The 14,280-nt window shown below is 47.7% G+C and carries 11 protein-coding genes; 7 read left to right on the top strand and 4 right to left on the bottom strand.

Features of this window, described 5'->3' with window-relative positions; genetic code table 11:
• The first annotated feature begins 48 nt into the window (after positions 1-48).
• The 6 genes from N774_RS19080 to pta all read left to right on the top strand — a co-directional run bounded on the left by N774_RS19080 (position 49) and on the right by pta (position 7,165).
• Positions 49-975, top strand: a complete 927-nt coding sequence (locus N774_RS19080; protein WP_024859557.1) for a hypothetical protein — start codon at positions 49-51, stop codon at positions 973-975.
• The gene (locus N774_RS0101605; RefSeq protein WP_024859556.1) at positions 965-2,782 is read left to right on the top strand and encodes a DUF4430 domain-containing protein; all 1,818 of its coding nucleotides are present in this window, start codon (positions 965-967) and stop codon (positions 2,780-2,782) included. Before N774_RS19080 ends, N774_RS0101605 begins: the two co-directional genes overlap by 11 nt.
• Positions 2,779-3,657: an energy-coupling factor transporter transmembrane component T gene (locus tag N774_RS0101600; protein WP_024859555.1), complete on the top strand. Its 879-nt coding sequence runs from the start codon at positions 2,779-2,781 to the stop codon at positions 3,655-3,657. The genes N774_RS0101605 and N774_RS0101600 overlap by 4 nt, the downstream gene beginning before the upstream one ends.
• Positions 3,630-5,261, top strand: a complete 1,632-nt coding sequence (locus N774_RS0101595) for an ABC transporter ATP-binding protein (RefSeq protein ID WP_024859554.1) — start codon at positions 3,630-3,632, stop codon at positions 5,259-5,261. The genes N774_RS0101600 and N774_RS0101595 overlap by 28 nt, the downstream gene beginning before the upstream one ends.
• Entirely contained in the window at positions 5,262-5,948 is a 687-nt protein-coding gene (locus tag N774_RS0101590; RefSeq protein WP_024859553.1) for an ECF transporter S component, read from the top strand.
• 200 nt (positions 5,949-6,148) lie between these two features.
• The gene (pta, locus tag N774_RS0101585) at positions 6,149-7,165 is read left to right on the top strand and encodes a phosphate acetyltransferase (protein WP_024859552.1); all 1,017 of its coding nucleotides are present in this window, start codon (positions 6,149-6,151) and stop codon (positions 7,163-7,165) included.
• A gap of 134 nt (positions 7,166-7,299) precedes the next feature.
• Here the strand turns inward: pta and N774_RS0101580 are convergent, their stop codons facing one another.
• The 3 genes from N774_RS0101580 to N774_RS0101570 all read right to left on the bottom strand — a co-directional run bounded on the left by N774_RS0101580 (position 7,300) and on the right by N774_RS0101570 (position 9,411).
• The gene (locus N774_RS0101580; RefSeq protein ID WP_024859551.1) at positions 7,300-8,268 is read right to left on the bottom strand and encodes a hypothetical protein; all 969 of its coding nucleotides are present in this window, start codon (positions 8,266-8,268) and stop codon (positions 7,300-7,302) included.
• Entirely contained in the window at positions 8,265-8,843 is a 579-nt protein-coding gene (locus N774_RS0101575) for an RNA polymerase sigma factor (RefSeq protein WP_024859550.1), read from the bottom strand. The genes N774_RS0101580 and N774_RS0101575 overlap by 4 nt, the downstream gene beginning before the upstream one ends.
• Before the next feature lie 118 nt (positions 8,844-8,961).
• Positions 8,962-9,411 (bottom strand): AlbA family DNA-binding domain-containing protein, encoded by a 450-nt coding sequence (locus N774_RS0101570; protein ID WP_024859549.1) that lies wholly within the window; start codon positions 9,409-9,411, stop codon positions 8,962-8,964.
• Between the two features lie 166 nt (positions 9,412-9,577).
• Between N774_RS0101570 and N774_RS0101565 the strand changes: the two genes are divergently transcribed.
• Complete coding sequence (locus tag N774_RS0101565; RefSeq protein WP_024859548.1) at positions 9,578-13,543, top strand: leucine-rich repeat protein; 3,966 nt, start codon at positions 9,578-9,580, stop codon at positions 13,541-13,543.
• A gap of 40 nt (positions 13,544-13,583) precedes the next feature.
• Here N774_RS0101565 and N774_RS0101560 read toward each other — a convergent pair whose 3' ends face one another.
• Entirely contained in the window at positions 13,584-14,240 is a 657-nt protein-coding gene (locus N774_RS0101560) for a GNAT family N-acetyltransferase (protein ID WP_024859547.1), read from the bottom strand.
• Positions 14,241-14,280: the final 40 nt, after the last annotated feature.

Genomic DNA, 14,280 nt, shown 5'->3' with positions numbered 1-14,280 from the left:
GGAAAGGCTTTTTTATTGTCCCCTACATTTTTTTAAGGAGTAGTTTTTATGAAAAAGACACTGGCAATGGCAGCAGCTCTGCTTATCTCATGTTCAGCAGTAAGCATGAGCGTATTCTCTGTTTCAGCAGCAGACGAGACAACTGTTTACGTTACGATTTCCGATGACAAGAAGGAGCTCGTTCTCAATCAGGAGCCTGTAAAGGTTACCGACATCGACAGCGACGGCAAGCTCACTATCAACGACGCTCTCTATATCGCTCACGAGAACAAGTTCAACGGCGGAGCAGCAGCAGGCTACAAGTCCTCTGTAGGACAGTGGGGACTTGGACTTGACAAGCTCTGGGGCGTTGAAAACGGCGGCAGCTACGGCTACGCTGTAGACGACAAGATGTCAAACGGTCTTGCAGACGAGATCAAGAACGACGATCAGATCGTTGCTTATGTATATCCCGATCCTAAGGATTACAACTATTATTACAGCTTCTTCGACAAGAAGAACGACGAGGACAAGGATACAGGCTCAGAGGTTTCCCTCACCCTTTCCTATATCTCCTATAATGAGAATTACGAAGCTGTTACAAAGCCCGTTGAAGGCGCTAAGATATCTGTAAACGGCAAGGATACGGGCTTAGTTACCGACGCCGAGGGCAAGGTAACATTAACTCTCACAGATCCGGGCAAAAACGTTATCAGTGCTGAATCAACAAGCGTTAATTTAGTTCCTCCGACATATATCGTCAACGCTAACGGTGAGGCTGTTACAACTACGACTTCTACTATAACTACTACGACAACTACTGCTACGACCACAACCACTACAGCTACAACTACAAAGACAACAACTAAGGCTACTACAACAGCATCCAAGACAAATTCTCCAAAGACAGGCGTTAAGGGTGCAGGCATGGCTGTATTCGGTCTTGCAGGCGCAATGGCTACTGCTTTTGCTCTGAGAAAAAAGAATGAGGAATAAGGTACTCACAGGCTTTCTGTGCATTGTACTTGCATTAGTTTTATCACTGGGCTGTTCTCCTATGGACGCCCTTTGCAGCGAGCATACCGTCGATGAGGTCAGCGACCTTATCGGCGGTATCGTTGATTATAAGCTAAGTCAGTGCGGCGCGGGAAGCATAGACGACTGGCTCAGGGTCGATATTGCCGCAGGTGCGGGCAGGACCTCGGACTGGTATGCTCTCACTCTCAGTCAGTACGGATATACGGACCTGTCAGCTTATGAGAGTTCTCTGACGGACTACCTCGGCAGCAATAATGTGCTCTCAGCGACCTCCCGTGAGAAGTATGCCCTCGGGCTGGCTGCGGCAGGCAGTCAGAGCAGCTACATCTCAGATATACTTGACAACTCCATAGGCGAGCAGGGCATTATGAGCTGGATATACGGACTTCATGTGCTCAATAACGGCTATACATGCTCAAGATTCACATCTGATTCGGTAGTTGACACCATACTGTCCATGCAGTACGGCGACGGCGGCTGGGCTTTGTTCGGTGACTACGGCGATATTGACGTTACAGCCATGACCGTGCAGGCTCTTGCTCCTCATTATAACAGCAGAGGCGACGTCTCCGAAGCTGTTGACAGGGCTCTGGACTTTCTGTCATACAAACAGCAGGACAACGGCGGCTACTCAAGCTTTGGCACTCCCAATCCCGAAAGTACATCACAGGTGCTTGTGGCTCTATCGGCTCTGGGGATAGACTGCCGCTACGATGACAGGTTCATAAAAGAAGGTCACGACCTCATAGACGGTATCATAGAGTACCGCCTGTCTGACGGCAGTTTTTCTCATTCTATGGGCAGCGGCTCAAACGAAACTGCTACAATGCAGGCTTTCTACTCACTTGTGGCGTTCAAAAGAATGACCGAGGGGAAGTCTCCACTGCTGGTCCTTGATAACCGCAGACTGCCCCAATCTCAGCAGGAGCATAATGATAGCAGTCAGCAGCAAGTACAGCAGTCCACCTCTGCGGCTGCGACTGCTTCTTCGGGAGCTAAGTTAACAACAGCAAAGACGAGCACAGTTACGACCACTGCTTCTGTTACAGTATCAGCTAAAACTTTAACATCAGCTGTTACTGTTACCATTTCGGGTACCGTGGCAGCTTCTACAGCAAAAATCACTGCAGCTGCTGCCCTTAACACAGTAACTGACCATAAGAAAAACGTAAAGCCCATGATAATAATCGTCATCATTGGAGCGGCGGCTGTTATTTCTATTATTATCTTTATTCTTGGCAAGCGGAATCGGAAGAACTATCTGTTCATCGTTTTAGCGGCTGGTGCGGCAATTGCTGTAGTTTTGCTGCTGGAAATACAGTCGGCAGATGATTACTACAGCGGAGAAAAGAAACAGAAAGACAATATCGCAGGCACTGTGACTATGGAGATACGCTGCGATACTATCGCAGGCAAGTCCGACTCGGAGCATATCCCTGCGGACGGAGTTATACTGCCGCCTACTGCCTTTGACTTTGAAAGCGGTGAGACTGTATTCGATATTCTCACAGAGGCTGCTCAGACCTACGGCATACAGGTGGAAAACAGGGGCAGCGCAGGCAGCTCCCACGGTATGGTCTACATCGCAGGCATAAACTACATCTACGAATATGATTTCGGCGACCTTTCGGGCTGGGTGTACCATGTAAACGGCATCACACCGTCAAGAGGCTGCGGAGAATATGAGCTGTCCGACGGCGACAGGATAGAGTGGCTGTACACCTGCGAGATAGGTCACGACCTTAATGAGGTATACGAAAAATGAGAAGCTTTTCAGAATATAATCCCATAGTTATTGCGGTTTGGTTTTTCAGCGTAACAGGCATTGCTATGTTCTGCAATTATCCGTGGCTCATGGCAATTTCACTTGCGGGAGCTGTTACATTCTTCATAATGCGCAACGGTCTGTCTCATGGTAAAACTCATATATTCTTCTGGGTACTGTTCCTGATACTGGCGCTTGCAAATCCGCTTATCTCCCATAACGGAAAGACCGTACTATTTGTAATGAACCACAATCCCGTAACACTTGAAGCTACTCTCTACGGCATAAATTCGGCAGCTATGATAATCGGTGTGCTGTACCTGCTTCGCTCCTTTACCCAGATAATGACCAGTGAGAAGCTACTCTATATCACGGGAGCTCTCTCGCCTAAGCTGTCACTTGTACTGTCAATGGCAATGAGATTCGTTCCCCTGTTCAGCAGGCAGTCCGCTAAGATAAACGCAGCTCAGACGGCAATGGGACTGTACAAGGACGACAATATCATCGACGATATACGCGGCAAGTCAAGAATCTTTTCCGTCATGGTCACATGGGCTCTGGAAAACGGCATCATCACCGCCGACAGCATGGAGACAAAGGGCTTCGGTACAGGCAGACGCTCTCAGATGAAAAGATTCAGATTCAGAGCCTCCGATGTGACTTTTCTGCTCTGCGACCTTGTGCTTCTGAGCATTACAGCTGCCGCAGTGGGAACACATTCACTCAGCTTTGAGTTTTATCCCTCAATAAGCTTTGATTCTCCCGATATGCTCGGTACGGCAGGTCTTGCAGCCTACGCTCTTCTGATACTTATGCCAATGATACTCGAAACGGTGGTGAACCATAAATGGAAATACTTGCGGTCAGCGGTCTGACCTTTACATATCCCCTGTGCAGCTCCCCTGCCGTTGAGAATGTTTCCTTTTCACTTGAACGGGGCGAGTTCGCAGTACTGTGCGGAGCTACAGGCAGCGGCAAGTCAACTCTGCTGCGCATGCTTAAACGGGAGCTGTCACCCCTCGGCGATAAAAAGGGCACTGTGAGCTTTTGCGGTACTGAGCTTTCACGACTCAGCGACAGGCAGTCCGCATCAGCTATCGGCTTCGTCATGCAAAAGCCCGAACAGCAGATAGTCACCGACAAGGTCTGGCATGAACTGGCTTTCGGGCTGGAAAATCTTGGAACCCCTCCCGATGAAATATCACGGCGTATCGCCGAAATGGCAAGCTATTTCGGTATCGGGAACTGGTACGACAAGGACGTGGCAGAGCTCTCGGGCGGACAGAAGCAGCTGCTTAATCTGGCTTCTGTTCTTGTTATGCAGCCCGAGCTGCTCATTCTCGACGAGCCAACCGCACAGCTTGACCCGATAGCGGCTGCTGATTTCATATCCACACTAAGACGGCTTTGCAGCGACCTTTCCATTACAATTATCATTGCAGAGCACCATCTTGAAGACGTTGTGCCGCTCTGTGATAAGCTGCTCGTTATGGATAATGTCAGACTTATCGCCGCGGACAAGCCCTCAGATGTCATCTCTCAGCTGAAACACCGTTCCGAGATAATATGCGGTATGCCTGCGGCTGCTCGGCTTTACGCCGAGCTCAGCGGCAGCGGAAGCTGTCCGCTTACAGTCCGCGATGGGCGCAGCTTCATTGAAAACAATTACTGTAATTCCACTCGCGGACTGCCGCAGGCATCATATGAGCACTCAAAGTCCGCGGCTATGGAGTTCAAAGACGTGTACTTCCGCTACTCCCGTGAAGGCAGAGATATTCTGGACGGTCTGAGCTTCAAGGTATACGAAAATGAGATATTCTGCATTCTCGGCGACAACGGTTCGGGAAAAACTACCGCCCTTTCAGCTGCGGCAGGGCTTCTAAAGCCATACAGCGGCAATATCAAAGTGTTCGGGAAGAAACTGAAAGACTACAGGAACCGCTCTCTGTACAGTGAGTGCCTTGCTATGCTCCCACAGGACGTTCAAACGGTATTCCTCAAAAGCACTGTCCGTCAGGAGCTTGAAGAGTGTCACGCCGATATATCGGCTCTGCCCTATGATATCAGTCATCTTCTGGACAAGCACCCATATGACCTGTCGGGTGGCGAACAGCAGCTCACCGCTCTGGCTAAGGTCCTTGCGGCAAAGCCTAAGCTGCTGCTTCTGGACGAGCCTACCAAGGGACTTGACGCCGCCGCAAAGCTTAATATTATCGCCGTTATCCGCAAGCTCCGAGACAGCGGTGTGACCGTTGTTGTCGTGACCCATGATGTTGAGTTCGCCGCTGTATGTGCTGACAGATGCGCCATGTTCTTCGGCGGACGGATAGTCTCCACAGGTACAACCAACGAGTTCTTCCGTCAGAACAGCTTCTACACTACGGCAGTCAGCCGCATGACACGGGGGTATTTCGACAATGCAGTCACCATTGACGACGCTGTACAGCTTTGCCGCCTAAACGGCAGAAAGGAGTCATAAATGCTCCTTATCAGAAACAAGAATCTGCGGAATACTATAAAAATAGCAGTTCCGTTTGTGATAATCCCCGTCATAACTATCCTCGGCACGCTTGCTTTCGACGAAAAAAAGCATATTATCATTGCTCTTGCAGTGGCAGTTCTTGCACTTCTGCTCTTTGCGGCAGGTTTCGAGAAAAAGTCCACGGGTACTCGGCGTATGGTCATTGTCGCAGTTATGACAGCGCTCTGTTTTGCAGGACGTTTTATCCCATTTCTGAAACCTGTGGCGGCGCTCACTATCATTACAGCCCTGTATCTCGGCGGCGAAGCAGGCTTCCTTGTGGGCTCTCTCTCCGCGATACTCTCCAATTTCTACTTCGGACAGGGACCGTGGACAGCTTTTCAGATGCTTGCTTGGGGACTTATCGGATTATTCGCAGGTATGCTCTCAAAACCGTTGCTGAAAAGCCGCGCTCTGCTGCTGATATACGGCTTTATTGCAGGTATCGGCTATTCTTTTTTCATGGATATATGGACAGTGCTGTGGTATAACGAGGGCTTCAGTGTGAAGCTCTATGCAGCCGCACTGGTCTCAGCTATCCCCTATACTGTGTCATATGCAGTATCAAATGTGCTGTTCCTCTATCTGCTTGCACTGCCATTCGGGGAGAAACTGCAAAGAATAAAGGTCAAATACGGAGTCTGATATAATAGTGACAAGTGGTTAGTGATCAGAGTTGTAAATTTAGAACATTGGATTTGATTCGTTTTGCTTGTTTCTCATTTCTACTCTCTACTTTCTACTCACTACTTTCTAATAACTAATCACTAATTACTATTTGACTTTGGAAAACAAACGTGATATAATGTAATGGTAAAATTTAAATCCAATGGAGGTCTCTCAAAATGGGAATGTTTGACAAGCTTATAGCAAATCTCAAATCCAGCAAGAAAACTATCGTCTTCACTGAAGGCAGCGATCCCCGTATCCTCTCCGCAGCTGACAGACTTATCAAGGAAAACCTTATGGGCGTTATCCTCTGCGGCAACGTTGACGAGGTAAAGGCTGCTGCCAAGAACGGCGGCTTCAATATCGACGGCGCTGAGATCGTTGACCCTGCTACATATCCTGAAATGGACGCTCTCGTAGCTCAGATGTTCGAGCTCAGAAAGGGCAAGATGACTGAGGACGAGTGCCGCGCAGCTCTGGCAAAGTCCAACTACTTCGGCACAATGCTCGTTAAGGCAGGCAAGGCAGACGCTCTTCTCGGCGGTGCTACATACTCCACAGCTGATACAGTAAGACCTGCTCTCCAGATCATCAAGACTAAGAAGGGCTCTAACCTTGTCAGCTCTTCATTCATTCTTTTCCGCGAAAAGGACGGCAAGGAAGAAAAGATCGCTATGGGCGACTGCGCTATCAACCTCAGCTATGAAGATACAGTTGACAAGGAGGGCAATGTTGTTCTCACAGGTGCAAGAAAGCTTGCAGAGGTTGCTGTTGAGACTGCAAAGACTGCTGATTTCTTCGGTATCGATCCTAAGGTAGCTGTTCTCAGCTTCTCCACATACGGCTCAGGCAAGGGCGGCACAGTTCAGCTCAGCCACGACGCTGTTATCGAAGCAAGAAACATTGATCCTAACCTGGTTATCGACGGTGAGTTCCAGTTCGACGCTGCTGTTTCAGCAGAAGTTGCTAAGACAAAGTGCCCTGACTCAAAGGTTGCAGGACAGGCTAACACATTTATCTTCCCGCTTATCGAAGCAGGCAACATCGGCTACAAGATCGCTCAGAGACTTGGCGGCTATGAGGCTTACGGTCCTATTCTTCAGGGACTTAACGCTCCTATCAACGACCTTTCAAGAGGCTGCAACGCTGACGAAGTTTACAAAATGGCTATCATCACAGCTGGCATGGCTTAAGCGCAGAGCCTGCGCACCCTTGCCACGTTGGCGCTCGCAAGCTCGCTTACTGTTTATGTAAACGTTAATCTGCTTTCGCTCGCTGGCACTATACAATGTAAATAAGGGACTGCTTCATGCAGTCCCTTTTTTGTTTATTGATCTGTGTTTGGGTCGTAATTATCGTACTCGGGTACGCCGAGGAGCTTTTCTTCTGCCTTGCTTATGCGCCAGCCGTTCTCGGTATTGGTGATCGTAAAGTCTGTCTCAACAGTATATTTCTCTCCACCGCCATTAAAGCCTGATCTATGGCGAACTGTAATAATATTTCCGTTCTCGTCTGTCTTGACATTTACATCGTCCTCGTCCCAATCAAATGGACCATTGCTATCATCATGAACAGACTTTTCGATAAAGTATCCATTGTCTGTTGTATACATAAATGTATCGCAGTTGATATCCTCTTCCTTATCGCACATACAATTGTCAAGTATTACCTGTCCCAGTTTTGCGTCGAATATCTCATAGCAGCGCTTTTCGACATCAGTCCATGTGGGATATCTCGGGTCGGTGACACGATAGAACTCTCTCTGATATTCAACACAGCTTTGATATACCACTGTCTTTGTAACGACATTAGACTTATCAACTTCAAGAGATCCCCCGTGAAGTTCACAGGCGAAATCTCTGTAAGCGTCGGTAAGCTCCTTGGCGATAGCGTTGGCGTCAACTTCTTCAGGTGCGGAAACTTCCTCTGCTATCTCCGTTATTTCCTCGGTGACTTCTTCTGTGACTGCCTCGGTAGTCTCGGTAATGCTGCTCTCCACCACTGCCGCAGGAGAATGACCGTTACGGCTTATAAATGCGATACTGCCGCCTATTCCAGCCACAAGCAGCACAGCCGCAGCTGCAATGCTTGCGCCGTTGTACCATTTTGGTCTGCGGTATTTCTCAACTCCCGAGACCTCGCTGCCGTTATTGTCGAATGTTTCATTTATATTGTACTTTCTTTTACTCATGGCGTATAACCTCTCTTTATGCTCGTCTTTGAGGACGGGATACTCTTCCGAGAGCCTGCCTGCTGTTTTGTCGCTGATATTGCTGAATAGATCATCAAATCTCACTGAAATCCCTCCTCTGTGATACCTGCTTCACTCAGCAGCTCCCTGAGCCTTTTTCTTGACCTGCTCAGTCTCTGCTGCACGGCAGAGTCGCTCATTCCTGTAAGTGAAGCTATTTGTTTTGTTTTCATACCGTAATAGTAGAAGTAAACGATGATAGTCGAATCAGGCTCGCCCAGCCTGTTCACGCAGTCAAGAACAGCTTCTCGCAGCGCTGAGCCCTCGGCAGCTTCCTCAACTCTTATGTCGGCTGACAGCTCTCCGAGACTTTCGGAATCAATGGATACAGTTGTATCGCTTTTGGCAGCAAGCCGTCTGAAATAGCTAATGGCAGTTCGCCTTGCTATAGTTCCGATTATTCCTTTCAGGTCGCCGTCCGCGCCTGTGTGTCTGTCCAGATAGGCAAATACCGCCGCGAATGTATCGCTGATACATTCGTCAATGTCCTCACTTGCGCCGCAGCCTTTAAGCTTATTTGCGCATATGGCATAGACGTAACCGCAGTATTCTTCAAACAATCCGCGCCTGCCCTCCTCGGGAGACTGCTCCATTTTGCGGCGCAGCTCTTTGTCTGTCATCGTTTCACCCCTTTGAATGCATTCATATATTACACTCGCAATGCAGAAAGAATTTCTGACATATTCTGAAAAAATCAGGGAGAGACTTTTTCCGCAAGTCTCTCCCTCTTATTAAATGCTATTTAAGTCTCAGCATCTCAGCTACTTCCTCTACGGAGCACTTATAGTCTCCGTCGCCGCTTCGCTTATAGGTGCCCGTGTAGATGCTCCCGCCGATATATATGGGTTCCTCGCCCTTTTTCAGCTTGGGAACGATTATCACTATGATATGTTTGCCGTCTATGCGCTTTATCTGAACATCGTCCTTTGTGAGAATATTGCGGCTAACCTTTCGCTTATCGTTGATAATGTCCCAGAAGTCGCTGAGCAGCCATTCTGGGTCAGGCAGGTCAACAGGTCTCAGGGACTTGTCCTCCAGCTCCTCAACACCGAGGAGTATTACGCCGCCGAGAGTATTTGCAAAGGCGGAATAGGTCTCCCACAGGCTGTCGGGAAGTCCGCCAACAGCTTTTTTCGCTTCTAAACGGTTAGTTTCCTTGTATTTCTCAAGGTGCATAATATCGATCATACCCATTCCCCTTTCCAAATATATTATAGCCCATATTTCCTTGACAGTCAAGAAGTTTATATTCTTATTTCGGTCAGATAACTGTGATAATGACAAAATGTGATTTGACAATCTATATGTTTTAGTATATAATATAATAGTATTTCTATATAAAGGAGCGTAAAAAATGCTGAAAAAAATCACCGCAGCCGCACTCAGTACTGTAATGTGCGTTTCTGCTGCGATACCTTCAACTGCCGAATGTACAGGCAGTATCGACACACAAGCTGATATAAGTATTATCGCTGACCATGTAATGGCTGACGCAGCTGTAACTACAACTACTGCCGCAGCAACGACAACTCAGGTCACCACCACAAATGCTGCCGCTACAACTACCAAGGCAGCTGCTTCGACTACAGCAGCTACAACCACTGCCGCTGCCGTTACTACAACTGCTCAGGTAACTGCACCGCCAACACTTCCCACAGACGAAGAGCCTGTACAGCAGGGTGAGGTAGGCGAAAATGTAAAGTTCTATCTTTACAAGGACGGCACGATATACATCAAGGGAAGCGGAAAAATAGCTGATTTTTCATCTAAAAACACCGAGTTCAAAAAATCTGCCAAGGACATCAAAAAGGCAGTTTTCATAAACGAGGGCGACGGCATAACAAATGTCGGTGCTCTGCTTTTCTGCAACTGTCCAAATCTTGAGGAGGTAATTCTCTCCGACACCATAACATCTATCGATAATACTGCATTCGGCACCTGTCCCGCACTCAAAAAGATAAATCTTCCAAAGTCCCTGCAGACCATTGGAGTATTTGCTTTTGCGGACTGTTCAAAGCTGGAGAGCATCACTCTCCCCGACGGTTTGCAGCTTATTGACAGATACGCTTTCAGCGGCTGCCGCTCACTGAAGGAAGTTGTGCTCCCCGAAACGCTGCCAACTGTCCGCGCATATGCCTTTTCAGACTGTACCTCCATCACAGAGGTGACTGTTCCCGAGGCAACTACAACTCTCGGCGCATATGCATTCAGCGGCTGTACTTCACTGAAAAAGGCTGTCATCAAGGGCGGCTCGGAGCAGCTGGGAGAAAAGGTGTTCCAGAAGTGTATAGCTCTTGAAGAGCTCACTCTCCCCAATGCTGACACTGCTATTTTCAGAGAGAACGATGCAGCGCCTCTGAAATGGCTGGGCACTCTTTTCGGTGATTATGTCTCGGGATATACATATAAGGTCGATTACAGTGATATTTCAAGATATATCCCTGTCTCACTCACTAAGATAACCATAACAGGGGGCACAAGTATCTCTGACGGAGCATTTTACGGCTTTTCTTCTCTTACCTCAGTCAGCATTCCCGATGCTGCGGTGCGTATAGGAGATGATTCTTTCAAGGGCTGCTCGGCTATGTCCGAGTTCAAGATGCCCTCCAAGGCAACATATATCGGCAGCTCGGCATTCGAGGACTGCCAGAAGATAAATGTGGATATTCCTGCGGGAGTAACTGAAATTGGTGAAAAAGCTTTTGAAAAATGCTATGCAATTACCAAGATCAATGTTCCCGAGGCTACTAACAAGATAGGAGCATATGCTTTCGCTGAGTGTACATCTCTTGAAAAGGCTGTTATATCCTCCTGCAAGGACGGCATCGGCAATAATATCTTCTACAAGTGTATCGCCCTCAGCAATCTTACTCTGCCATATGCAGGCTTTGATCCCGATAAAGCAGCTGCCAAGTCAAGCTCATGGCTCGGAGATCTTTTCGACGGCTATATCTCGGGTTACACTTACAATGTACAGCTTGACGAGAACAAGAGCGCCTATATCCCCGCTTCTCTCAGCAAGATAACAATAACGGGCGGTTCAAATCTTCCCGATGATACATTCTATGGTTTAAACACACTCACATCAGTAAGCATTCCCGATGATACAACATACATAGGCAATCGTTCATTCTGCGGCTGCTCTAATCTGTCGGAATTTGAAATGCCCTCCAAGGCAGCATATATCGGAAGCTCTGCATTTGAGGGCTGCGAAAAGATAAACGTGGATATTCCAAAGGGCGTTGAAACAATAGGTGAAAAAGCCTTTGCAAGATGCTTGTCTATCACCGAGTTCAACGTTCCCGAGGCTACAAATGAGATCGGCGCATATGCTTTTGCAGAATGTACATCTATGACAAAGGCTGTTATTGCAACCTGCAAGAACGGCATCGGCAATAATATCTTCTACAAGTGTATAGGTCTAAGCGATCTGACTCTCCCCTATGCAGGCTTTGATCCCCTTAATGCAGCCGGTAAAACAAGCTCATGGCTCGGAGATCTTTTCGACGGCTATATCTCGGGTTACACATACAAAGTAGAGCTGAACGAGACCAAGAGCGCCTATATACCAGCTTCTCTCAGCAAGATAACAATAACGGGCGGTTCAAATCTTCCCGATGATACATTCTATGGTTTAAGTACGCTCACATCCGTAAGCATTCCCGATGATACGGAATACATAGGCAACCGCTCATTCTGCGGCTGCTCTGATCTTTCGGAATTCAAGATGCCCGGCAGTGCGAACTATATAGGAGATTCTGCTTTTGAGGGCTGCGAAAAGATAAACGTGGATATTCCAAAGGGAGTTACTGCAATAGGTGAAAAAGCCTTTGCAAGATGCTTGTCTATCACCAAGATAAACGTTCCCGAAGCCACAGACAGAATAGGTGCATATGCTTTCGCAGAGTGTACAGCTCTTGAAAAGGCTGTTATTGCAACCTGCAAGAATGGAATAGGCAAGAATATCTTCAACAAGTGTATCAGTCTCAGCGATCTTACTCTCCCCTATGCGGCACTTGCACCTGAGGACGCAGCCACAGATAAAGCTGCATGGCTCGGTGTGCTTTTCGGTGACTATGTATCAGGATATACTTACAAGGTCACAAAAGATGATATGACCTGTTATATCCCCGCTTCACTCCAAAAGATAACTATAACAGGCGGAAAAGTTATCCCAAGTGATGCTTTCTATGGTCTCAGCACCCTTACCTCAGTCAGCATTCCCGATGATACAACATACATAGGCCACCGCGCTTTCTGCGGCTGCTCAGGGCTTTCTGACTTCAACATGCCGTCAAAGAACACATTCATCGGCATGCAGGCATTTGAGAATTGCAGCGCGCTCAACACAGATATTCCTGCGGGAGTAACCGAGATAGGCGAAAAAGCCTTTGCAGGCTGCCGATCTGTCACCGAGATAAACGTTCCTGAGGCTACAAAGAAGATAGGCAGCTATGCTTTTGCCGAGTGTACGTCTATGTCAAAGGCTGTTATCAACGGAGAAGATACAGATATCGGCAAAAACTGCTTCTACAAGTGTATCGGACTCAATTCACTTACTCTGCCATACAACCTGACAGAATATGAAAAGAAATTTACTAATGCCACGGATTGGTTCAAGGATCTCTTTGGCGGCTATGTATCAGGATATACCTATGCTGTCACTGACGGCGATGATAAGGTCTATGTTCCCGCATCACTGAAGGACGTAGTGATAACCTGCGGCAATGAGCTGCCTGACGAAACATTCATGAATTTCAATCTGGAGAATATCACTCTTCCCAAGACCGTTGAGACTATCGGTGATAATGCTTTCAAGGGCTGCAGCTCCGTTATGAATGTATTCTATCCCGATACTCAGGAAGCATGGGATAAGGTAAGCGTCGGCGAAAACAACGATATTCTTAACGATAAGCTCAGAGTGCTGGGCGATGACGGAGAATACCACAACGTTATTACAAGACCAACAACTGCAACAACCACAGCATTGTCCACAACAACTACTACAGCAACTACCACAACAGCTCCCGTAACAACACCTGTCGCAAATGACTATTCACTGGGCGATGTTGACAATAACAAGGCTGTAAATGCTGTAGACGCTTCCGCTGTTCTTACTGATTACGCAATGACTTCAACAAACAAGAAGAGCGAACTGACAGAAGCGCAGAAAAAGGCTGCCGATGTGGACGGAAACAGCGATGTAAATGCTGTAGACGCTTCGTATATCCTTGAATACTACGCTTACTCATCTACAGTAAAGGATAAACCTATGACAATGGCAGAATTTATGGCAGATAAAAAAGCAAAGACCAAATAAAATAAAAGCAGCCGCAGTAAAAAACTGCGGCTGCTTCTTTTTATCGTCTCAGAACAGAATGACTGTGTATGAAGAACTCCTCCTGACTTGGCTGCCAGCCCTTTTCCTTTGGCGGGAACAGAGCATCGAAGCGCTCAACGGCTTCGGCATCGTCACATGGACGATCTACATCACTGGGATAGTAGAACCACTTTCTGCCGTCAAGTGCGCCCTCTTTCAGTTCCTTGACAAGCAGTGCAGCGGGAAAAAAGTCTCCCTCAAAGCACACGTTGTACTTGATGCAGCTCTTGTAGCCCCTTGCCACGTAGTTGTCGGGATTGCCGAAGTTGATAACAACGTCATAGCCCATCTCGGCTGCCCTGACAAAGGTATGCTCCAGCAGAGCCTTACCATAGCCCTTGCGCTGATACTCGGGCAGAACGCAAAGAGGTCCCATTGTAAGGATATCCTTTACATTCCCCTGCTCATCTTTCAGCTTTGCCTTGCAGTACATAACGCTCGCGATGACCTTTCCGCCAACCTCCATAACGTAGTCCAGCTCGCGGACAAAGTCCTTATGATTGCGCATTATGTGTATGAAGTAATGCTCAAAGCAGCCCGGGACACTCAGGTTCCAGAATGCCTCACGGGCAAGATTTTCGACCTCGCGGTAGTCCTTTTCTGTTTCCTTGCGAATGATATAGTCAATTTTATTCATTTTTATAACCTCCTGAAAATGCTGACAAGACACGAGAGGT

Source organism: Ruminococcus flavefaciens AE3010, assembly GCF_000526795.1.
Classification (GTDB): domain Bacteria; phylum Bacillota; class Clostridia; order Oscillospirales; family Ruminococcaceae; genus Ruminococcus; species Ruminococcus flavefaciens_D.
The sequence above is the reverse complement of the archived record's forward strand: the minus strand, read 5'-3'. Positions and strand labels throughout refer to the sequence as shown.

Excerpts from the sequence above, each read along its gene's own strand:
- N774_RS0101575 (WP_024859550.1), bottom strand. The coding sequence starts at position 8,843 with ATGACAGACAAAGAGCTGCGCCGCAAAATGGAGCAGTCTCCCGAGGAG.
- N774_RS0101595 (WP_024859554.1), top strand. The coding sequence starts at position 3,630 with ATGGAAATACTTGCGGTCAGCGGTCTGACCTTTACATATCCCCTGTGC.
- pta (WP_024859552.1), top strand. The coding sequence starts at position 6,149 with ATGGGAATGTTTGACAAGCTTATAGCAAATCTCAAATCCAGCAAGAAA.
- N774_RS0101590 (WP_024859553.1), top strand. The coding sequence starts at position 5,262 with ATGCTCCTTATCAGAAACAAGAATCTGCGGAATACTATAAAAATAGCA.
- N774_RS0101560 (WP_024859547.1), bottom strand. The coding sequence starts at position 14,240 with ATGAATAAAATTGACTATATCATTCGCAAGGAAACAGAAAAGGACTAC.
- N774_RS19080 (WP_024859557.1), top strand. The coding sequence starts at position 49 with ATGAAAAAGACACTGGCAATGGCAGCAGCTCTGCTTATCTCATGTTCA.
- N774_RS0101600 (WP_024859555.1), top strand. The coding sequence starts at position 2,779 with ATGAGAAGCTTTTCAGAATATAATCCCATAGTTATTGCGGTTTGGTTT.
- N774_RS0101565 (WP_024859548.1), top strand. The coding sequence starts at position 9,578 with ATGCTGAAAAAAATCACCGCAGCCGCACTCAGTACTGTAATGTGCGTT.
- N774_RS0101605 (WP_024859556.1), top strand. The coding sequence starts at position 965 with ATGAGGAATAAGGTACTCACAGGCTTTCTGTGCATTGTACTTGCATTA.
- N774_RS0101570 (WP_024859549.1), bottom strand. The coding sequence starts at position 9,411 with ATGATCGATATTATGCACCTTGAGAAATACAAGGAAACTAACCGTTTA.